The following is a 22,172-nucleotide window of genomic DNA, read 5'->3' as shown; positions in this document are numbered from 1 at the left end:
GGTACTGATAAGTGGGGAGAAATACACCATGATTTATTTTTTGAAGGTGTGCTATGAAAATAAAGAAGAAACATTTTAACTACTCTTCTAAATCATGCAATAAAGTGTCACGAAAAACTAAAAAATATATACGGGAATATTGCAATTGGTTGGTTGCTGATACAGAGGAAGATGATCCAAACCTTCTCCTGTTTGATCTTCCAGATTGCAAAGAATGTGATGGTAAACGCCGCGTAGAGTATGGATATCCTTACGACCCATGGAACTCATATGATTGCCCGAAATGTGAAGGTACTGGTAAATACGGTTGGGAATACGACAAGCATGGTAGCAAGATCCGTATGAAAGAGTTTGTTAAGCCAAGCAACAATGCTCTCAGATTGAAGGGTAAAGGTTTACTGAAAAGTAGATACAATAACTTTAGGGAGGATATGCAATGACAAAATCAAATAAGAAAAATAGAGTAGTGGATCAAACTGAAGCATGGATGAAAGCTATTCACAACTCAGAGGAGGAGAGAAGAAAGGTTGATGCTTCACTTTCACCATCAAGAGATTCAATTCGATATGTAGTTGATTACGCCAAAACCATCGATGACACTGTTCAACTAATTAAAAACACGTCGAACTTGGCACATCAGGGCGTAATTGAATTTGAAGTTGCTCAGAGAATAATCGACAATCAAAAGAAGGCATTATTACGTGACATTAAGTGGCTTGAAACATTTTTAAAACAAGACGATGAAGAAGAGAAAGGAGAATAAAGCATAGAAAATCTAGAGAAGGAATGTAAAACCTGTCACACAGTAAAACCACTAACTGATTTTTATTCAAGAATTAACAGCAGTAAAACTAGAGGAGATTATGTTTATTATTATCCAGAATGCAAACAGTGCACCGTAAAACGATCAAGAAAAAGAAATCTAGAGCATTATGATGAATACTTAGCTGTAATTAACAGGATAGATTCAACACATAGACGAAAATTGCAAAACTATGAAATTCAGAAACGCCGAAGAGGCGAAGGTAAACAAAAAGAATGGCAGCAAGCAAATAAGGATAAAATCAAATCTTACAGAGAGAAAAGAAAGGATAAGGATTTTAAATTATCATCTAGCGAGTGGCAAGCTTGTAAGAAATATTTTGGATACTCTTGCTCCTATTGCGGGATGAGCGATGACGAACACAAGGAGTTATATGGACAACAATTACATAGAGATCACTTTGAATCCGATGGTGAAAATGATATTAGTAATTGTGTACCCGGATGTATTTCGTGCAACTCTTCTAAAAAGAAGCACAGTTTTTATGATTGGTATGTTAAGGAGAAATACTTTTTTAGCGAAACTAGGTATAGAAAAATTATTAGCTGGATTGACTATGATCATGCAAATACATAAAACCAAACTGGGAATAACATAAATAAAGAAAATTGGAGGAATCATTTTGACAGAATCATTATTTGAAAAACCAGTCACAGTAACAGTTGATGCATTATCATATTTATCTAAAGTTTTAAAAAATGGACTAAAAAAGGACTTACAGAAACACCAGAAACCGTGTGATGATTGTAAAGGAACTGGATTAGAAATTACAAACAAAATATACGGATTATCCGATGATCCAGACAAAAGCAAACTCTTTCCTTACGATAATCAATACATAATTAGCTGTAGACACTGCTATTCAGGAGTAGTGAATTTGTGTGAATTTTGCAATGAAAAACTATCACGGTTTAATGATTGTGATTGCCCAGATGCATTACATGAAAAAGATGTTCAAAGAGCAGTAAGAGAACAAGAATTGTGGGATAAAGCAATTAAATTAGATCCGACTAATGATATTGCCAAGAATATGGGGATGTATCAATCAGACGACTATCCATACAGCGATGGTTACTTTGCAAGTTTTGATGAATTCATTGAGACATGGGAAGATAATCATGAACCAGATGAGCCGAAACCAGTCTATGTGTGGGGTACTCGTTCAGCAAGTCTTTCTCTTGATGCTGACGACATCTTAGATCGTGAGTCCGAAGATTTACATGAGGATGCATTAGATAATATTGAAGGAAAAGATGAATTGCAAAAGTATCTGAATGAGTGGTGCTCAAAACAAAAATGGACAACTACATATTACGGTGAAAACAAATATGCAATCAGAATCCCATGGGATAACTAATGGAGACACATATGAAATATCATATAACGCCCAAGCAAGCCAAAGAAGTGACCGAAGAACAATTCTACTCATTTTTTAATGAAATTGTCCCTCGTAAAGATTGGGCTAATTATCACCATAGGAAGATGGATATTGGTAAGATGATTGACTATTTGGACGAAGTAACAGTTGGCAGAAGTATTATAGATGGGAAATGGAATGTGTGTACTTTTCATACTGATAGGCACTACGAAGGAAAAGAATTAGTTGATGCTCTATGGGAAGCGATGAAAGATGATATTGAAGATTAGATAATTGACATAAAAGGGAGAATATTAAACTATGACTATTCAAGAACCAAAAAAGAATTTCGTAACAGTAACTTGTCAACAAGGCAGATACACACTTGGGTCATCAGAAGAAAGTGCTCGTTATTATTTTGTAATTGGAAGAGATGACGCTAAAGATCTTTGGAAGTCATTTTTGGTTGATATTGAAAAAGATTGTATCAATTATAGAGACATGACACCCCTTGAAGTAGCGTATGAGATTAAAGAAGTCTACGATGGTTACTGGATACATAGTGGTGTTGGCGACATTCAAAAAATGATTGATTACCTTGAGAATATTGAAGAAGAAGAGGAAAAACTTCGAGAAGAATATGAACTTGAATATGCTAAGTATAAAGTTGAGTATTGGAGCAACCAAGTTAAAGAACTTGAGTCAGTCAAAATTAAAACTATCAACTAAATATGTGATTGTTCTAGTTAAAATACCTGTTTTACAGAGAAAGGAGATCGAATCATGGACTTTCATCGTGAATATTATGAGATATTCGCTTCACCAAGCCAAGTGCACTATGAACATGCATTTGTTAAGTGGCTTGAATATTATTATCAGACTGAAGTTTATGATAGACGAATCTGCTCTGGATTCAATGAGAAAACTCAGAGTGCGATACCATTGAGTACAGTTGAGTACACTGATATAAATCGAAATGCTAAACGTTTCATGAATAAGATAGTTGCAGAGTTTAGGGACAAAGAAATAGATGAAGACACTTGGAGAGCAGCAAGATATGAAGCCGCTAGATATTCGCATGTTAAGATTGAAGATTTGTTGACAGTGTTAAATCCTACAATCAAATTAGGAGAGATGAAATGATTCAAGAAAAAGCGATTTATAGGATTGATAATAGCAGCACAGGTTGTAGGCATGGAATTGTGCATACGGCTATGAGTGAGAATGGACTTATGTGGGCTTTCGATACATATTGGAGTAACAGCATTACGAAGGAGTTTGATAATAATGAACAATGGTATCTGGTAAATGGTATTGAGGATCGAATGAGTTTTGTAATGATGGTAGATGATGCCAAAGAAGTAACGAAGGAAGAGTTTTGTCTTTATGATGAAACAGACAAACTTCATATTCCTAGGGGATATCGGGGTGAAAAGTATCTGGTCAATAGAAACGCTAAAAAGAGTGCTGGTTTAGTTGTCGAGTCAATTAGGAGTAAGATGTATAGCAACGATAATATGATTAAGGGATTACAAAAAGACAACGCTAAACTACTCATGTGGGAAAAGAGTATTTTAATGAATGAAGGTGTAGCTCAACTTTACAAAAATGAAAAATATGAATTAGATGTTGTGGATGCGGTTGATATGTTTTCTCCCAAAAAGGAGGACAATTAATTGAGTAATGTTCAAGTAAAGGTTAATGTAATTAACCAATTAAAACTGCTACGACAGAGTACATTCAAGGACAAGCTGTCATTCCTTGATGAAGATATTCAGAACGCTCAACGAGCCAAAGCTACTGAGGTTCATGTAACAATAGACTACTACAACAAGAAAGTTACGATTGAAAATAATGGTCAAGCACTAGCCAATCCACAAGCCCTATTTTCAATCGCTGAGTCAGAGTGGGATGAAGATATTCAAAAATCAGAGTCGCCGTTTGGAATGGGATTCTTCAGCAACATTACTGTGAGCGATCATATTGAAGTGTTTACGGGAAACAAGCATATTGTATTTAATGTTGGCGAGATGATTCAGAATAACGAAACAGACATAGAGGTAACTGAGACAGACAATACATATGAAGGTTTCAAATTGATACTAAATAATTTTGACTTTACAGAAGTAGCACCATCTCTAATTCGAGAGCGAATTGAGTTGTTGGGAAAATACATACATGAGTTAGATATCTATTGTGATGATAAACTTCAACCGAAAAAGAATTTGACTGATACAGATGGCAGTGTGTTTTCTAGTGTAATTGAATCAGATAATATTCAAGGTTGGATTGCATTGAACTCAGGATTCAGTCAAGAATTAAAAGTGTTTTATAAAGGTAGGTTGGTGACGAAACTTGATAACTACTATTATGTTAAAGGCGATCTTCACATCAATGATAAAACCTTAAATCTAACCTCTCCAGATCGCAAAGACATCATTAGAGATGACAAATACATATTATTTTTAAAGGAAATATCTGAATATACCAAAGAGCTTGCTAATAACAGTTTCCTACAAGGGGAACAGAGACACATTGAAAAACATATCGATGCTATCTCATGGAATGCAGACAAAGATAAATTGAAAAATGAGATGTCATTCCTTGTGTTTGATACAGAAAATGAAAATGATTCCAAATACTTAAGTAAGATAGCTTTGGCTAAAAGGAAGAATCCAGAGATCAGAAGCGTCAACCAATATGAGGTTTTCATTAAATCAGAAGCTGCCAAACAGTCCGAATCGAATCATAAAGAAATAGAATTCACGCAAGAGGTAAAACGACAAGCACCTGAAGCTGATGGTATTTCTACTTGGTATGGAAGTGAAGGGTCGTCTGGTGGACGAAGTGAACCTAAAATTGATGAGGATAAAATCGAAGAAAGAAAAGGACGACAGATTGACTTTGACTCTGAACCAGTGTTCTGGTTATCATTCGATCAAATAGTTGAACATGAAAAGAAATTTAAAATTGCAGAGCATTACAAACTCAAGGTAATTGTGTCTAGGAATAAGTTAGAAAGTGGAATTTTAGAAACATTGGGGAAGGAACAAAACATTGTACACATTTCAGAACTAACTGAGAGCACTTTGATTAAAGCATCCATCTCAAATACTGAGCTGAGCAAAAAAGAAAGCCGAGCCCTAATGTTATTGGACATGATTAGTCGGATGATCGGATTCAGTAGAAATATCTTCGCCATAGGTGACGTAATGGTGCTAAAGCAAACTCAAATTGAGGTATTAAACCATACGATTGAAAAAATTGAAGACGAATTTGTAGCGGTACATGACTACATAAACAATAAAGTATACATAGACAGATCGGTAATAGATGATAGCAAACTTCGAGAGAGTAGCGATGAGAATTTAGATATTAGTGACTATAGATTTCTCTTAGGTAACTTGAAAGAAATTGTTCGTGCGGTTAGTCTTATGAATTTTGATGGCGTAGAAAGACCGAATGACTTGTATGACTGTCTGATTAATGGTTTGGCGCTGGCATAGCAGTTTTAATAAAACACTTGTTTTAAGAAGAAAAAAAGAAATCGCTCCAATTAAGGAACGACTCTTCATACGATTCACCATCTAATTTACCCTTGCAGGATTAATTTTACTTTGAAGTGTCATTTAAATCAACAATACAAAAGAAAGATTCTACATTAAATATGTAGTCAATGGTGGAGACAATGAAAATAAGCATCAAACTGGAGAAGCGTATCGCAAATTTTAACAATGAAGAAATGATTAAACTAGCAAAAGAGACAGGAGACAAAGAATTAAAAGACAAAATTATCAAAAACAACATGCATTTTGTAGTCAAATTGGCTAACAAGACGTTAACTAGCGGCTCACTTGAAGAACCAGATGAGTTAGTTAGTATGGGGATGGTTGGACTAATAAAAGCTTATGAGACATATGACCACACTAAGAATATTAAATTCTCCACTTATTTAGCAAAGGTGGTAGTAAGAGAGTTCTCAGCAAATGCCAGAGCAAAAGGTATGAAGTGTCGTAGCAAATATAGCAGCATTAGTATGGATAACAATCTTTACAAGACAAACTCAGGAGGCAGCGAAAAATTATTGTCAGAAATATTGGCAGATGATAGTCATCTTGACTTGATTGCTGTTGAAGACTCCATGTTTGACAATGTACTAAGTGGACAGATTGAACGTATATTAACCCCAAAAGAGAAGATTGTGTCTCGTAAGTATTTTTTCGATGGTATGAGTATTTCTGATATTGGCAGAGAAATGAATGTATCGAGACAGGCCGCGCATCAATATTTTAAAAGTAGTGTGAAGAAATTAGCTCCAGCATTTGCATAATACATAGTTTGAATGAAACTTATATTTTACATAGAAAAGAGGAACATCTTGAGCAGAAATAAAATCATTAAGTACTATGTGCATGATGAAATTACATATAAAATCACATATAAAAATAATTCAGAGTGGATTGAAGGAATCGGATTATTTCATAGTCACAATGTAAAAATCAAAAAGAAAATATGTCCTCTAGTATACCAAACAGTATTCAATAGGCATTATGCATTAAATATTGGAAAAAGTTATATTGATAAGGCGATTAAAGAATACTTCGGAGAGGAAGATGTGAATGGATAATTCGGAACTAAAAGAACTTTTCTACTCAGAAGAAATGGAACCAATCAGACAAAGTTATTATAACGAAGCTTACAGACAGGGAAAGTTCGATGAAGCAGCAAGCAATGGACACGCAGAGGAAGTGTTTGATTGGCAAGGTGACGACTTTAGTGTTTGGAAAGACAAGGTTTGGTACTCAGACAAAGATCGGTATCATGTCGGAGTCGAGGGATACATGGGATTTGAGAATATGACTCAAGCTATTGAATGTTATGAACAGTTTAATGAAGCGTTTAAACAATACATAGAACAAAATGGTGGATTAAAGGAAAAGCATCTCGGATGGCATAAAATCTATAGTGTTAGAGCTGTCAATGTGGCGTATGAGAATGAGTGTTATTGGATTTTTCTTGATGGGTACAAGTCTGAGGAAATAAGTGACTTGTATTGGTACATGCGTGATGTAATTAATCAACTAAAAGAATTGAATGATTCTTTGTAAAAGATGAATATTGCTGATAATAGTAGGAGGAGACAATGAGAGCAAGAGTAACTAAGTACATTGTGAATTACATCATCGATAATAAACATGGTGAAGTGGGAGATCTTATAGATTCATTTCTGCATCCCAATGGAAAAATAATGTACTCGTTGATGTTTAATGATGGAGAATTAAAGGGGTATTATAAAGATCAACTTGACCCATTTTTAAGAATTGTAAAATAAGGGTGGATAACCAATTAAAAAAATACATAGGAATTTTGGGATATAAACCATCTGCAAGAATACATAGCAACACCGATTCTCTATATTGCAGTAACTGTGAAGCTACACCTAAATTCACATCCACTAAGGAATGGTTTGAGCCATCTAAGTGGTATCAGTTTTCAAATTGCTTAGACACATGTACATGGATTATTTGTTCAGTTTGTTACACACCTTTAAAAGTAAAATAGAGAACAGGAGTGATGCGTTATTCAGATTCAAAGCTACACAAAGATTTTAAATAGTAGATTTGACAAGGGATTGATTGAGAAAGAGAAGTACGACAAATACATAGTTAAACTTGTAGAGTGGCAGCTAAACTACGGCATAGAATATTACCAGACCGAGAACGATCCATATTAATAGGAAGGTAAATACATATGATCAAACTAAACGATAAAGAATTGTTTAAACTTTTTGATAAACATTTAAGAGTATTCTATCCAACATTTAAAGATAAGCCATTAAAAATAGAATACATCTTCGATCAGAAAACTGTAACATACGACTACACGCTAAGACGGCTTCACTTTAATAGTTTCATTCTTAACTTTCAATTTGATGGAGACCACTTAAGGAGACTCACATATCATGAAGCAGTTGGTATGATTAAGAAAGAATATCCAGAAGCAAAAGTAAATTTAGAACTATACATAGAAAACAAATTGAATAGTATCGATAATCCCGGCAAGTATCATGAAAATGTGAATTTCTATTGTGATATAGAAGTTGATGATGTTGACCTTAATGGAGATCAAATACGTTCAATGATTGACCTTGCCTTGGATACACGAACAGAAAGATGCAATAATGAAGAATGGCTAACTGAATTATCCTTGAAACATAAGGCTTTTATGAAGAGCAATTCCTGATGAAACATCAATTTTACTGAGATACCTACGGTGAGTCTGTAATAAAGAAGATTTTAAAATATACATTAAGAATAAAAATATGTACTTTTAACACATTTGATGATATAATCGATTTATAAGTTTGTATTACATTGTAGTTGAATTGAGACAGCCGTACTCAGATTAACCGCTTTGTATTTACATTGATAAGGAGGTTATACCATGTCTTCTATATTGACCGAAGATATAAGTGTGTTTGATCTTGGATTTAGTTGGGCAAAAGGAAAAAAGAATAAGAAACTATTTGTCCAACCATCCATTGCTGGAGAAGCACAGCCAATGTTTGATACGAATATTAAACCCAATGATTTTTTCTATGAGGACACAATGTTTGTGGGAGATCTAGCTCTAAGACAGAGTGAAATAAAATACTTCACACTTAATAAACAAAAGAGCGAAGCAATGACATCTGAGATTATTCTTAAAACTGGATTGGGATATTTAAACGGAAGTAAAAAATTCAATCTCATTACTGGATTACCAATACTGTTTTACTTTAATCAGATGTCTGAAATGGAAGAGATGATTGTAAGGTTGGCTGACTCAAATCCTTTCGAGATAAAGAAAGGTCGTAGTAGCTTCAATAAAGTTAAACTCAACATCGATAAATATAAAATAGTTCCTCAGGGTTATGGTATTGCGATGAATCACCTGTTAAATGAATCAGGAAAAATCCAAAACAAAGGTGATGCAAAGAAAAAGATTCTTGTTGTGGACCTAGGATTCTATACATTGAATTTACTCGGATTAGATGGTCTAGAGATAATGAAGGAATCAACTAGCTTATTCTTGGGTGTAGAAAAAGCATATAAATTACTAAGAAAGTATCTACAAGAATTAGTTGGAACTGCCCCTGCTATTTATGAATTAGATAAATATGTGATCAGTGGTACATATGAAGGAAAAGATATTCGTCACTTAGTTGCAAAAGCATTTAAAGCATTGGCAATACAGATTCAGAATGAAATTGAAGGTTTAAACATCAATTTTGATATGTATATGATTGGTGGTGGAGCTGCACGTTACATATATGAATATCTGAAACTTGAAGAAAAATCTCTTTATGGTCAACTCGATCAGGTCAACGGGAATGAGAAAGTGGGTGTGCGATTGTGGGGAAGCAACATGTTATTGCGCGCCTAAGACCACTTAAAGATGATGATATTCGATTGGCTATGGATAAACTTCCAATCTATTATGATGAGGCTGATATAGTTAGGGAAGCGCTAAGGCAACTTTTATTTGGTCATACAGGGAGAGAGCCAATGATTAAAGGGGTACAGTTATTTAGTGAAACTACAATAACTGAATTAGACAAGCAAGACCAAGTAATCATGGAAGATGTAAGTTTAGATAATACTGAAGACAATGACGACTTAGATGCTAAACTGAATGAATTTCTTACTTCTTAATGTAGGCTTCGGCCTACTATACATAGATTATAATCAATAAAATCAGATGTGCATTTTGCACTTACACAGTCGCATATACTGTCTTAACGAGGTGATGACTGTGGACGAGAGCGTCAGAAGAATTACTGTTAATGATTCAAGGATCAATATTGTATTCAATGCTGATGATGGACTAAAAGCACCATTAGAGCAAAGTGAGGAGAAGTCATTAACAAGTAATCATAATGAATCCGCAGCAGACATTTTTAGTGAGATGGGCGAAATGATTGGGCTGGATAAGGTAAAGGATCTCATTTACGAAATTTATTCTTTGATCCAAATAAATAAGTATCGTAGTGAAGAGGGGTTAAAGAATAGTAAGCAAGTATATCACATGATATTTAAGGGTAATCCCGGAACTGGAAAAACTACAGTGGCAAGAATTATCTCTAAAATGCTTAACAAAATGGGTGTACTCAGTAAAGGCCACTTGATTGAGGTTGAACGTGCCGATTTAGTTGGGGAGTACATTGGTCATACAGCCTTGAAGACTCGCGACCTTGTTAAAAAGGCTATGGGCGGGATACTTTTCATCGATGAGGCGTATAGTCTTGCCCGTGGTGGAGAAAAAGATTTTGGTAAAGAGGCTATAGACACGCTTGTGAAAGTTATGGAGGACAAAAGTGATGACCTGATCATCATATTAGCTGGATATCCCATAGAGATGGACGACTTTCTTCAGATCAATACGGGATTACCCTCTAGGTTTCCTATTCAGATCAACTTTGATGACTACTCTACAGATGAATTAATGTTGATTGCTTTAAAAATGGCATCAGAAAAAGATTATACTTTTACAAATGATGCAGCAGATAAACTTAAGTACATTATTCAAGAGGAAAAGGACTTAAGGATTCATTTCAGTAACGCTAGATATGTTCGCAATGTAATCGAGAAAGCAATTCGTCATCAGGCTGTGAGATTGATGAAGAGACGAGAAAAGATGACTCGCCAAAATTTAATGGAAATTACAATGCGAGATATTACATCCAATTTAACCGAATCCAAAAAAGTAGAAGGAATTTATACTGTGTAGAGTCTCTAATGAGACTTAAAGGAGGTGATGATTATGTAAACACACATCTGAAATCACTATAAAATCAATATTTGATCAAGAATAAGGAGGTCGATAACCATTTGTGTATTTTGCAACTATCACAATCACAGGGACTACTCAAATATTTTTACTCCTGACTGTTCAGTCAAGATAGATGATTATGTAAGAAGATCAAAGGAACTTGACCATAAAATTCTCTCCAGTATGGAACATGGATTTCAAGGAAGGTACTTTGATACCTATGATGTCGCTAAAAAAGAAGGCTTGAAGTTCATCTTTGGAACTGAAGCATACTGGGTTAAGGATCGATTTGAGAAGGATAATACCAATGGACATATGTGTTTATTTGCCAAATCAGAGAAGGGAAGGCGTGACATTAATCGTATCTTATCTGAAGCCAACGAGACGGGATACTATTATAAGCCTCGAATTGATTTAGATTTGATTTCTACGCTCGATCCTAATGAAGTATTTGTCACCAGTGCTTGTATAGCTTTCTGGCAATATGAAGATATTGAAAAGATTGCTCTCGATTTAAATTCTTATTTCGGTAAAAACTTTATGCTTGAAGTGCAAGCACATCACACAGACACACAGAAAACGCTTCATAGAAAAATTCTAGATTTATCTGCGAAACATAATATCGAGTTGATTGCAGGATGTGATAGTCACTTCATTTATCCCGAACAGGCAAAAGACCGTGATGCGGTTTTAGAAGCAAAAGGTATTGTTTATGAAAATGAAGATGGATGGTTCATGGATTACCCTGATGGAGAAACACTCAAAAGACGGTTTATAGAACAAGGAATTCTAAATGAAGAACAGATTGATAAAGCAATTAAGAACACCTTAACTTTCATGGATTTTGATGATTATGACTCTGATTTAATTAAGGTGTTTAGCAATGAAATTAAACTCCCCACATTATATCCAGAGTTAACACAAGAACAACGAGATCATAAATATAAGCAGCTATTGAATGAAAAATGGAGAGAAGCGAAAGAAAGTATCCCAAAAGAGAAACATGCTAAATACATAGATGAGATTAGAAAAGAAGGTTCGGTAGTAATAAACACAAAAATGTCTGATTATTTCTTGATTGATCATAAGATAGTAGAAGAAGCTGTTGATATGGGCGGAATCATTACCTCTACAGGCCGTGGGTCTGGGGTTTCGTTCTATACAAATACATTGCTAGGATTCTCAAAAGTAGATAGAATATCTGCTCCTGTACATCTCTACCCTGAAAGATTTATGAGCGAAAGCCGTATCCTAGAAACGAAATCCCTACCCGATCTTGATTTGAACTTAGGAAACCCAGAAGTATTTATTGCTGCTCAAACCAAAGTACTAGGTGAAGGTCACTCATACCCAATGATTGCATACGGTACTTTCAAAAGAAAGTCTGGATTTAAAATGTATGCTAAATCTCAGAATCTTGATTTTGAGATTGCAAACGAAGTTTCAAAACAGCTTGAGGAATACGAAAATGATTTGAAATATGCAGAAGATGATGAGCAAGATTTGATCGATGTTTATGATTATGTTGATAAAAAGTATCATCATCTAATCAAAGAAAGTGAAAAATACACCGGAATCATTTCGGACAAAAAACCTCATCCATGTGGACACCTAATATACCAAGGAAATATCAAGGAAGAAATTGGTTTAATCAGAATCAAAAGTGAGTCAACAAAGAAAGAAGTCATAGCAGCTTTAATTGACGGCGATATTGCTGAACGAAAAAAATTCCTTAAGAATGATTTGCTTAAGGTTGATGTGGTTAAAACTACACATGATACATATAAACGCATAGGACTACCCGTACACTCAGAGACAGAACTTCTTAACGTCATTAAAGATAACGATAAGGTCTGGGATATCTATGCTAAAGGTCTAACAGTAGGTGTAAATCAGGTTGAGAAATATTCAACCACTCAAAAAGCAATGAAATATCAGCCTAAAAACATATCTGAGTTGACAGCTTTTATAGCAGCTATCAGACCATCATTTAAGTCCATGTACCATACCTTTGAAACACGAAAACCTTTCGCTTATGGAATTAGCAGTTTCGATGATCTCATTCAAACGGAAGAAATGAAGAACTCATTTGTACTATATCAAGAACAGACCATGGCTACACTTGCTTATGCGGGATTCCCCTCAGATGAAACATACGGAATTATCAAGGCAATTAGTAAGAAGAAGCCAGCGGTAGTAAAGCCTTTAAAAGAACGATTCCTAAAAGGATTCAGTGACAAGATACTTGAGAGAGAATCAGTATCTCAACAAGAAGCATTTGATATGAGTGATAAAGTGTGGAAGATTATAGAGGATTCAAGTGGATACGGTTTTAATGCGTCACATGCGTACAGTTATGCACTTGATTCCGTATATTGTGCATATCTAAAAAGTCACCATCCGATCTATTTCTATGAATCATTATTGAGGCATTTTTCAGAGAAAAAAAACAAAGATAAGGTTGGTCTTCTTAAAGAAGAAATGCAGAAAGGATTCGGAATTAAAGATGGTGGCATAAAGTTTGGGACTGATAATAGAAGTTTTGTGGCAGATGAGAAGAGAAATTCAATCTATGCCGATCTATCAGGAATTAAGTTCATGAATGTAAAAGTAGCCGAAGAACTATTTGAGATTGGCAAAAATACATATGAAAGCTTTGTAGACTTATTAGTTGATATAAATCTAAAAACTTCAGTTAATGCTAGACAATTAAAAATACTCATTATGCTTAATTATTTCGGTATGTTTGGTAACAATGGGTATCTTTCTGTCTTGTTCAAGGAATTCTCAGATGGTAAGTATAAATATAAAAAAACATATGTAGAAAAAACAATAGAACAACGACTCATAGAATTAAAGAAAATTGAAATTGAATTAAAGAATCAAGAAGTACCAGCAATTCTTCCAAATGAAACAGTTATGTTTCAGATTGAGCACATGGGTTATGCAGATGTCAAATATCCTGATACAAGTTCTGGATGGTGTGTAGTAACGGATATTGATACAAAGTATTCTCCAAAATTGACATTGTACGGTGTTCAAAAAGGAGAAACCCGTATCTTCAAAATGAGCAAAAAGACATTCAATGTTAAGGATAGAGATTTAAGAATAGATATCGGTGATTTAATTGAGATTACTGAGTTTAAGAAAAAAATGAAATCTGTGCCTGATGGGAATGGAAATTTCATTGAAACAAATCAGTCAGAAACTTGGATCACTGGCTACAATAAGTATAAGAATAAGGAGAATACTTAAATGGAAAACAAGCTTAGCAAATCAAAGATTGAACGGATTATTGGACGTAAGTTGACTGAGGATGAATACACAGAGGTTGTAGGAACGGTTCTTAATCAGTTGTTGAATGAGAAAATTGAGAAAACAAATGGATAGATTCGATAGTGATTATTACTATATCCACTTCCCTGATCCACAAGAAAAGATAATTCAATATTCGACTTGTTTTGGTGGGGAAACTATCAATATTGGGGAAGAAATTTTAGATGTGTATGGGGTTTGTGTGCATGATACATATGATTGTTTGTTTAAGGCAGTAGACGCTAAACGATTAATTGCAGGAGAGGAATGATTTATTGGCTACAAATCAAGGTAAGTTGTTTGAAGAGGACTTTCAAAAGTCAGCAGCACAAGGGGCGGAGAAGGTGTTCTTTGTTCGTTTGAAAGACACTCTTATACCTGTAGATCTTCGTTCACGAGTTAGAGTAACAAAGAATGACTATGACTGTATGATGTTTGCGAAAAGTCACTTATTCACACTAGAACTGAAGTCTACAAAAGATAAATCAATTAGCTTTCAAGAAAGTGTAATCAAACAACATCAGATTGATAAACTAAATGAAGCAAATGCATATGAAGGTGTCATATCAGGGTTTATTATGAATTTCAGAGAGCCTGATAACAAAGTGTACTTTATACATATAGAAGAATTTTTGAAGTATCAAAACATAGCTCAGAATCAAATCAAGGAACATACATATAGAAGCAAAGTAAATAAAAGTAGTATTTCAATTGCAATATGCGAAGAGATAGGAATCGAGATTAAAGGATTTAAACCTAGAACGAGATGGCATTACCACTTAAAAGATTTTATAGAGGATGCGATTAATACATATGGAACCAAGTTGAAAGGAGTCACAATTGAACATTAAACTCAGAGAAAAGAGAATGGCTGAATACACTGTTGTAGACAGTTATATAGATAAGAACGATTATGCCCAATCTAAAGAAGAGATTGAAGGTAGGCTTATGAGTTGGATTGAAGATATTCTCAATAAATACTCAGATGAAGATGGTCATTAAAATAAATTAGTGTTATAATTATAAGAATAAAAATAATAAAACAAGGTGATGTTATATGATTGTTTTAAAGGATATGGAAAAGCTAAATCGTAGTGAAATTGAGGCCTTGATCGGAAAGATCAAGGCTATTGTTTATACCCGTGTATCATCAGAAATACAGATAGACAACTATTCTTTAGAATCGCAGATTGAGATATGTGTTAATGAAGCAAAAACAAAGTTTGATATTAGTAAAGATGAAATTATTGTACTCAGAGAAGAAGCAGAATCAGGAGACAATCCTAATAGACCTATGCTCAACTACATATTGTTTCTATTAGAAAAGGGCTTAGGGAGCAAAGTAATTTTCTTGCATCCAGACAGACTAAGTAGACATCTTCATTTACAACAACAAATCACACATAAGATATGGGAACTTGGATGCGATCTTCATTTCGTTGAGTTTGACTTACAAAAAGGCAATGCAGAGTCAATGTTGAATTACAATATTCAAGGTTCTATTGCTCAATACAACAAAGCTAAGATTCTTGCTAACACTAAGCGTGGAAGAAGAGCTATGGTTGCTGATAACAAGATTCCCGGAATGAACAAAATCTATGGTTACGATTACGATAAAGACCTGAATACATTAATTGAGAACAAAACTGAAAAAGAAGGATACTCGATCATGGTAAAAATGATCTTGGAAGGTTCAACTTGCTCAGAGGTTGCAGAGTATCTAGCCATAAAAAAATACTTAGCTCCAAAGGGGGATATTTGGTATCAAGCAACAATCAGCCGTATATTAAGAAACGAAACATACAAAGGAATTTATTATTATGGAAAGACGGAAGTAGTGCAGGTATCTGGAAAGAAGAAACAAATTCCAAAACCTAGGGATGAGTGGCAGGAGATCATCATTCCACAGTACATAGATGAGGTTCGATATAAGAAACTACAGAAATGTCTTGATGACAATAATAAGAACAGCGGCAAGCCATCAGAAGACTACTTATTAAGAAGTATCGCTAAATGTGGAAGATGTGGAGCGGCAGTATCATCAGGAATAACAACTAAAACTCAAAGCGGCACTCTTAAGTATTACACATGTACAAGAAAGGCTAAGAAATCCTATAGTATTGAAACTGGTCAGTCTAACTCAACATGTAGAGGAGACAACTGGCGTGTGGATATGATTGATACTATAATATGGAGTGAAGTACTTAAGATCATCAATAACCCCAAAGAGTTGATCGATAAAATTTTAGAAAGGGCTTCTGATGCATCAAAAATTACTGAATTGCAAAAGAATCGAGATAATTTAAATAAGTTAATAAGAGAGAAAGATGCCTCAAAAGCTAGATATATTGACCTTTATGCTGATGGATTTATCAAATCTAAAGATGAGTTAGCAAACAAAATTAAGCCAGTTGAAGATGAGATTGAAGCTCTTAACAAGGAACTTGCTGCAATATCTTACAACATTCATATTGCTCAAGAGAGTGACGAGAATATCAATGTAGCCGTTTCAATACTGAGTAAATATCAAAAGATAATAAAAAACAATTTAAAAATGGAAGATAAGAGAAAAATATTGCGTGTCTTCGTTGATAAAGTGGTACTACATGACAATAAAAAACTAGAAATTGTCTATAAGTTCGTCTCAGATGATAAACAGTATGAAAGTGACTCTACTAATTCTTATTTGGATTCTATCAATCGCCAAGTCAATGGAGGATAATAAGAATCAATTTATCCTCATTTTGGCGGGTTACTCGGAAGAAATTGATTTTTTTCTACAGACGAATCCCGGATTACCTTCCCGTTTTCCGATCCAGGTTGAATTTCCAGACTATAGCATTGATCAATTGATTCAAATCTCCGAAATTATGGCCAAGGAACGTGACTATATTCTCATGCCACAGACCATACTCAAACTAAAGCAGCATCTGCTTCAGGAAAAAAATGAGTCTCTTCATGCGTTTAGCAACGCCCGATATGTCCGAAATGCCATTGAACGATCGATTCGCCATCAGGCAGTTCGACTATTGGAACAGTATACCCAGGGGAATCCGGGAAAACTGGAGCTGATGACTATCCGCACAGAGGATTTGAAGTTTGATCAAAAGTAAGCGATAATATAGTTTTTAAAGCAGCCGGCCGGGTTAACCGGTTCGGCTTAAAGCATGCCATGGAACCATGGTGGCACAGAATATATGCGGAAACGTAATAGAAGGAGTGAATATACACGATGACAAATGGCACACATGATACAGATATGGTAAAGAAGGATCGCGCCGTATTGGTGAGTCTGGTTACCGATGAGGTCAAACGTTCAGGTATTAACCCGGAGTACTCCCTTGAGGAGTTGGTAAAACTCGCGGAGACGGCAGGCGTAGAAGTGCTGAGTGTATTGTCACAGAACCTGAAAACCCGGGACACCAAATGGTTCATTGGTAAGGGGAAAGTGGAAGAACTTCGTGCAGTGGCTGAGGAAATGGGAGCAACAACAGCTATTTTTGACCAGGAGCTGTCCGGTGCTCAGGTGCGTAACCTGGAAGAAGCGTTGGATCTCAAAATTATTGATCGCACCCAGCTGATTCTGGATATCTTTGCGCAGCGCGCCAACACGAGAGAAGGTATTATTCAGGTTGAATTGGCTCAGTTGAGCTATTTGTTACCACGTTTGTCGGGTCACGGGAAGAATTTGTCCAGACTTGGTGGCGGAATTGGAACGCGGGGTCCAGGTGAAAGTAAACTAGAGACGGATCGTAGACATATTCGTGGCCGCATAGATGACTTGAAGCGTCATTTGGAAGAAGTGACACGTCATCGCAAGCTGCACCGGGAGCGTCGCAAAAAGACAGGGATCGTTCAGGTAGCCCTTGTAGGTTATACGAATGCGGGTAAATCCACCTTGCTTAAACAATTAACGGCGGCAGATGTGTATATTCAAGACCAGCTGTTTGCCACACTGGATCCAACCTCTCGGACGATGGAACTGCCAAGTGGTAAAGAAATCGTACTCACTGATACGGTTGGGTTTATACAGAACCTTCCTCATGATCTGATTGCGGCTTTCCGTGCAACGCTGGAGGAAGTGAATGAAGCGGACCTTATATTACATGTGGTCGATGCATCGTCTGCAATGCGTGAAGATCAGATGAAAACGGTACACACCATTTTGCAGCAACTGGGTTCAGGGGACAAGCCTCAATTGGTATTGTATAACAAAAAGGATGCTTGTACACCGGAGCAACTTGAAATGCTTCCTTTGGATAAAGAGCATATCAAAGTGAGCGCTCTGGATGCCGATGACTTGCAGAAAATTCGGGAGCTTATCCAGGCTGAATTGACTGGTGACACGAAACGCTTCCGTATTCCGGCTGAGCGTGGGGATCTTACATCTGTACTTTACAAAATTGGTGATGTGGTTGAGACCACATTTGAAGATAATGATGTAATTTATGAAGTGGAACTGCAAAAAGGCGAATATGAGAAATTCGGTTATTTACTTGAAGATTTCATACAACTGTAACATCGATGACATATTTGTATGATAAGTTGACACGATAATTGATGTTTGACGTCAGATTCGTGCTATGAAGGGGAATGAAGTAAGATGGCAAGCTTTGATTCAGAGATTATTGAACTTCAACGACAAGTTGAAAGTCAGATTGCGGGGCAATTGCAACAGATTGACCGGATCACCGATCATAACCAATGGAAAGTAATCAATGCTTTTCAACGTAGAAAAGTCAGCGATTTTCACTTTGCGGGTTCAACGGGTTACGCGTATAACGATCGGGGGCGTGAGGTGCTTGATGAAGTATATGCCGATGTGTTTGGTGCAGAGGCGGCACTGGTGCGTCCCCATTTTGCGTCTGGTACCCATACGATTGCTACAGCTTTGTTCGGTGTGCTCCGTCCAGGTGACGAGTTATTGTACATTACGGGTAAGCCCTATGACACATTGCATAAGGTCATTGGCAAGCCTGGTGATGGGACAGGATCGTTACGGGATTTCGGCATTGGGTATCAAGAGACGGCTCTGTTAGAAGATGGAGGAGTAGATTGGACGGCAGTAGAGAAAAGTATCAATGCAGCGACAAAAGTCATTGGTATTCAACGCTCCAGAGGATATGATTGGAGATCTTCCTTCTGTATTGAAGAAATCGCTGATATGGTTGCACGTGTAAAGGCGATCAAGGAAGATGTCATCGTATTTGTGGATAACTGTTATGGTGAATTCACGGAGGAACGTGAACCAACTGAAATCGGGGTAGATCTGATGGCAGGTTCACTGATTAAAAATCCCGGTGGAGGTCTGGCGGAAACCGGTGGATACATATGCGGGAAGGAAAAGTACGTACAATTGGCTGCCTATCGTTTGACTGCTCCTGGAATTGGCGGTGAAGTTGGCGCGATGTTGGGAACAACTCGTGGCATCTACCAAGGACTTTACATGGCTCCGACAATTGTGGGACAGGCCATTAAAGGCAGCACATTCGCTGCGGCGATGTTTGCTGCATCTGGATTTGTAACCAAACCGGCATGGAACGAGATGCGTACAGATCTGATTCAGGCTGTTCAATTCAGTTCGGCCGAACATTTAATTGCCTTTGTACAAGGAATACAGCGGGCTGCTGCGGTAGATAGCCATGTTGTTCCTGAACCGTGGGATATGCCGGGTTACGAGCATCCTGTCATCATGGCGGCAGGTACGTTTATACAGGGTGGAAGCCTTGAATTATCTGCAGATGCGCCTATCCGTGAGCCTTATATTGGCTATATGCAGGGTGGTTTAACATACTCTCATGTTAAATATGGCGTTTTGATGGCATTACAAACGATGAAAGAACGTAAATTATTGTGAGTTTATCTAACACATCATTGACACTTGGTAATAACTAAATGTACAATAGAGTGAAGAATAGATGACTGGAAGGTTGATGAATGATGGGTGACGAAATTCGCAGAAATATGGCCTTATTCCCGATAGGTATTGTAATGAAACTTACAGATCTGTCCGCGCGTCAGATTCGTTATTATGAGCAGCACAGTTTGATTGTTCCTGCGAGAACGTCAGGTAATCAGCGTTTGTTCTCTTTCAATGACGTAGAACGATTGCTGGAAATCAAGGCTCTGATTGAAAAAGGAGTTAACATCGCGGGCATTAAACAAGTGATGAATCCTGTATCCAAAGAGTCAGAAGAAGCAACGGTTATTACAGCCGATACGGAAGTAAAACGCAGAGAGCTGTCGGACTCCCAACTGCATCGTCTGCTTAAACAACAACTGGTGTCAGGTAAGAGACCTGGACAAGTATCTCTCATCCAGGGAGAGCTTTCCCGATTCTTTAATAAAAAATAAGTTCGTATAACCTCGTAGGTCAGGGGAAATCCTGCTTTTGGGTAGGAGGACTCCTTGACCCGTGCAATATTCTAATGTACAAATATAACAGGCAAGCCAAATACGCAGAGAAGAAAGGGAGAGGGTATCGTGAGTTTTACTAAAGAAGACATACTACGCATCTCAAAAGAAGAAAATGTACGATTCATTCGTTTGCAATTTACCGATCTGCTTGGATCAATCAAAAACGTTGAAATTCCTGTGAGCCAACTAACCAAGGCTCTGGACAATAAAATGATGTTTGATGGTTCTTCCATTGAAGGTTACGTGCGTATCGAAGAATCTGATATGTACCTCTATCCTGATCTTGATTCTTGGCTCATTTTCCCTTGGGTAGCCGAGAACCGTGTTGCTCGACTGATTTGCGACGTATATCTTCCGGATGGTAATCCGTTTCCAGGGGATCCGCGTGGCATCTTGAAACGAAACCTGAAAGAAGCCGAAGAAATGGGATTCACTTCCTTCAACGTCGGTCCTGAACCAGAGTTCTTCTTGTTCAAAACAGACGAAAAAGGAAACCCGACTAACGAACTGAATGACCAAGGTGGATATTTCGACCTTGCGCCTACCGATCTTGGTGAAAACTGTCGTCGTGACATCGTTATCACACTTGAAGAAATGGGCTTTGAGATCGAAGCTTCCCACCATGAGGTAGCTCCAGGTCAGCATGAGATCGACTTTAAATATGCTGATGCTCTAAAAGCAGCAGACCAGATTCAAACGTTCAAACTCGTTGTTAAAACGATTGCACGTCAGCATGGTCTACATGCTACCTTTATGCCGAAACCGCTGTTTGGTATGAACGGTTCTGGTATGCACTGTAACCAATCCTTGTTCCAAGGCAAAGTGAACGCATTTGTAGACGAGTCTGACGAGCTGGGTCTGAGCAAAACTGCACGTCACTTCATGGCTGGAACTTTGAAGCATGCGCGTGCGTTTGCAGCAATTACGAACCCAACTGTGAACTCATACAAACGTCTTGTACCAGGTTATGAAGCCCCTTGTTATGTAGCATGGTCCGCCAGTAACCGTAGCCCAATGATCCGTATTCCAGCTTCCCGTGGTCTGAGTACACGTGTTGAGGTTCGTAATCCGGATCCGGCTGCTAACCCATACTTGGCTTTGGCTGTTTTATTGAAAGCAGGTCTGGACGGAATCAAACGTGAGCTTTCCTTACCTGCTCCGATTGACCGTAACATCTACATCATGTCAGAAGAAGAGCGTGTGGAAGAAGGCATTCCAAGCTTGCCGGCTGACCTGAAAGAAGCATTGAACGAATTGATCCGCAGCGAAGTTATCTGTGATGCTCTCGGCGACCACGCCCTGGCTCACTTCTACGAGCTGAAAGAAATTGAGTGGGACATGTACCGTACACAAGTCCACCAATGGGAACGCGATCAATATATCACGTTGTACTAATAGCTGAATCCCTTGGCGCTTTAGCGCTGAGGGGTTTTTCTTTTTTTTTGGCGG

Annotated in this window: 27 protein-coding genes and 1 pseudogene; all 28 read left to right on the top strand. The window is 37.0% G+C overall.

The window, feature by feature from the left end; all coding sequences use genetic code 11:
• Positions 1-53: 53 nt before the first annotated feature.
• Complete coding sequence (locus CS562_RS13805) at positions 54-440, top strand: hypothetical protein (protein WP_099856382.1); 387 nt, start codon at positions 54-56, stop codon at positions 438-440.
• Positions 437-763, top strand: coding sequence for a hypothetical protein (locus tag CS562_RS13800; protein ID WP_099856380.1), 327 nt, complete (start codon positions 437-439; stop codon positions 761-763). Before CS562_RS13805 ends, CS562_RS13800 begins: the two co-directional genes overlap by 4 nt.
• A gap of 222 nt (positions 764-985) precedes the next feature.
• The gene (locus tag CS562_RS32600; protein WP_125477275.1) at positions 986-1,399 is read left to right on the top strand and encodes an HNH endonuclease; all 414 of its coding nucleotides are present in this window, start codon (positions 986-988) and stop codon (positions 1,397-1,399) included.
• 46 nt (positions 1,400-1,445) lie between these two features.
• Positions 1,446-2,180 (top strand): hypothetical protein, encoded by a 735-nt coding sequence (locus CS562_RS13790; RefSeq protein ID WP_099856376.1) that lies wholly within the window; start codon positions 1,446-1,448, stop codon positions 2,178-2,180.
• Between the two features lie 11 nt (positions 2,181-2,191).
• A complete protein-coding gene (locus tag CS562_RS13785) occupies positions 2,192-2,470 on the top strand; it encodes a hypothetical protein (protein WP_099856374.1) in 279 nt (92 codons plus the stop codon).
• Positions 2,471-2,501: 31 nt separating this feature from the next.
• Complete coding sequence (locus tag CS562_RS13780; protein ID WP_099856372.1) at positions 2,502-2,909, top strand: hypothetical protein; 408 nt, start codon at positions 2,502-2,504, stop codon at positions 2,907-2,909.
• Positions 2,910-2,963: 54 nt separating this feature from the next.
• Positions 2,964-3,323 carry a hypothetical protein gene (locus tag CS562_RS13775; RefSeq protein WP_099856370.1) on the top strand — a complete coding sequence of 120 codons (360 nt, stop codon included), beginning with the start codon at positions 2,964-2,966 and terminating at the stop codon, positions 3,321-3,323.
• A complete protein-coding gene (locus CS562_RS13770; RefSeq protein WP_099856368.1) occupies positions 3,320-3,856 on the top strand; it encodes a hypothetical protein in 537 nt (178 codons plus the stop codon). The genes CS562_RS13775 and CS562_RS13770 overlap by 4 nt, the downstream gene beginning before the upstream one ends.
• On the top strand, positions 3,857-5,686 hold the full coding sequence (locus tag CS562_RS13765; protein ID WP_099856366.1) for a hypothetical protein: 1,830 nt from the start codon (positions 3,857-3,859) through the stop codon (positions 5,684-5,686).
• Between the two features lie 182 nt (positions 5,687-5,868).
• The gene (locus CS562_RS13760; RefSeq protein ID WP_180287123.1) at positions 5,869-6,510 is read left to right on the top strand and encodes a sigma-70 family RNA polymerase sigma factor; all 642 of its coding nucleotides are present in this window, start codon (positions 5,869-5,871) and stop codon (positions 6,508-6,510) included.
• Positions 6,511-6,558: 48 nt separating this feature from the next.
• Positions 6,559-6,807 (top strand): hypothetical protein, encoded by a 249-nt coding sequence (locus CS562_RS13755; protein WP_099856361.1) that lies wholly within the window; start codon positions 6,559-6,561, stop codon positions 6,805-6,807.
• Positions 6,800-7,288 carry a hypothetical protein gene (locus tag CS562_RS13750; RefSeq protein ID WP_099856358.1) on the top strand — a complete coding sequence of 163 codons (489 nt, stop codon included), beginning with the start codon at positions 6,800-6,802 and terminating at the stop codon, positions 7,286-7,288. Before CS562_RS13755 ends, CS562_RS13750 begins: the two co-directional genes overlap by 8 nt.
• A 35-nt stretch (positions 7,289-7,323) precedes the next feature.
• Positions 7,324-7,512, top strand: coding sequence for a hypothetical protein (locus tag CS562_RS13745; protein ID WP_099856355.1), 189 nt, complete (start codon positions 7,324-7,326; stop codon positions 7,510-7,512).
• Positions 7,513-7,931: 419 nt separating this feature from the next.
• Complete coding sequence (locus CS562_RS13740) at positions 7,932-8,423, top strand: hypothetical protein (protein WP_099856352.1); 492 nt, start codon at positions 7,932-7,934, stop codon at positions 8,421-8,423.
• A gap of 201 nt (positions 8,424-8,624) precedes the next feature.
• The gene (locus CS562_RS13735) at positions 8,625-9,605 is read left to right on the top strand and encodes a ParM/StbA family protein (protein WP_099856350.1); all 981 of its coding nucleotides are present in this window, start codon (positions 8,625-8,627) and stop codon (positions 9,603-9,605) included.
• Positions 9,575-9,874: a hypothetical protein gene (locus CS562_RS13730; RefSeq protein ID WP_099856348.1), complete on the top strand. Its 300-nt coding sequence runs from the start codon at positions 9,575-9,577 to the stop codon at positions 9,872-9,874. The genes CS562_RS13735 and CS562_RS13730 overlap by 31 nt, the downstream gene beginning before the upstream one ends.
• Before the next feature lie 94 nt (positions 9,875-9,968).
• Positions 9,969-10,949, top strand: coding sequence for an AAA family ATPase (locus tag CS562_RS13725; RefSeq protein ID WP_099856346.1), 981 nt, complete (start codon positions 9,969-9,971; stop codon positions 10,947-10,949).
• A gap of 81 nt (positions 10,950-11,030) precedes the next feature.
• The gene (locus CS562_RS13720) at positions 11,031-14,246 is read left to right on the top strand and encodes a PHP domain-containing protein (RefSeq protein WP_306554179.1); all 3,216 of its coding nucleotides are present in this window, start codon (positions 11,031-11,033) and stop codon (positions 14,244-14,246) included.
• Positions 14,247-14,381, top strand: a complete 135-nt coding sequence (locus tag CS562_RS33435) for a hypothetical protein (RefSeq protein ID WP_257219481.1) — start codon at positions 14,247-14,249, stop codon at positions 14,379-14,381.
• On the top strand, positions 14,374-14,577 hold the full coding sequence (locus CS562_RS13715) for a hypothetical protein (protein ID WP_099856342.1): 204 nt from the start codon (positions 14,374-14,376) through the stop codon (positions 14,575-14,577). Before CS562_RS33435 ends, CS562_RS13715 begins: the two co-directional genes overlap by 8 nt.
• Positions 14,578-14,581: 4 nt before the next feature.
• Positions 14,582-15,157, top strand: a complete 576-nt coding sequence (locus CS562_RS13710) for a Holliday junction resolvase RecU (protein ID WP_257219480.1) — start codon at positions 14,582-14,584, stop codon at positions 15,155-15,157.
• Complete coding sequence (locus CS562_RS32910; RefSeq protein ID WP_180287122.1) at positions 15,147-15,308, top strand: hypothetical protein; 162 nt, start codon at positions 15,147-15,149, stop codon at positions 15,306-15,308. Before CS562_RS13710 ends, CS562_RS32910 begins: the two co-directional genes overlap by 11 nt.
• 55 nt (positions 15,309-15,363) lie before the next feature.
• Positions 15,364-17,028: a recombinase family protein gene (locus CS562_RS13705; RefSeq protein WP_099856338.1), complete on the top strand. Its 1,665-nt coding sequence runs from the start codon at positions 15,364-15,366 to the stop codon at positions 17,026-17,028.
• Positions 17,003-17,419: pseudogene (locus CS562_RS13700) on the top strand (AAA family ATPase); the annotation flags it as partial. The gene CS562_RS13705 and the pseudogene CS562_RS13700, both read left to right, overlap by 26 nt.
• A 119-nt stretch (positions 17,420-17,538) precedes the next feature.
• The gene (gene hflX, locus CS562_RS13695) at positions 17,539-18,825 is read left to right on the top strand and encodes a GTPase HflX (RefSeq protein ID WP_076289089.1); all 1,287 of its coding nucleotides are present in this window, start codon (positions 17,539-17,541) and stop codon (positions 18,823-18,825) included.
• A gap of 84 nt (positions 18,826-18,909) precedes the next feature.
• On the top strand, positions 18,910-20,163 hold the full coding sequence (locus CS562_RS13690) for a methionine gamma-lyase family protein (protein ID WP_099856336.1): 1,254 nt from the start codon (positions 18,910-18,912) through the stop codon (positions 20,161-20,163).
• An 83-nt stretch (positions 20,164-20,246) separates the two neighbouring features.
• Positions 20,247-20,660: a MerR family transcriptional regulator gene (locus CS562_RS13685; protein WP_063563200.1), complete on the top strand. Its 414-nt coding sequence runs from the start codon at positions 20,247-20,249 to the stop codon at positions 20,658-20,660.
• Between the two features lie 129 nt (positions 20,661-20,789).
• Entirely contained in the window at positions 20,790-22,118 is a 1,329-nt protein-coding gene (gene glnA, locus CS562_RS13680) for a type I glutamate--ammonia ligase (protein ID WP_076289091.1), read from the top strand.
• Positions 22,119-22,172: the final 54 nt, after the last annotated feature.

It is taken from the genome of Paenibacillus sp. LK1 (assembly GCF_002750415.1).
GTDB classification, from domain to species: Bacteria; Bacillota; Bacilli; order Paenibacillales; family Paenibacillaceae; genus Paenibacillus; species Paenibacillus taichungensis.
The sequence above is the reverse complement of the archived record's forward strand: the minus strand, read 5'-3'. Positions and strand labels throughout refer to the sequence as shown.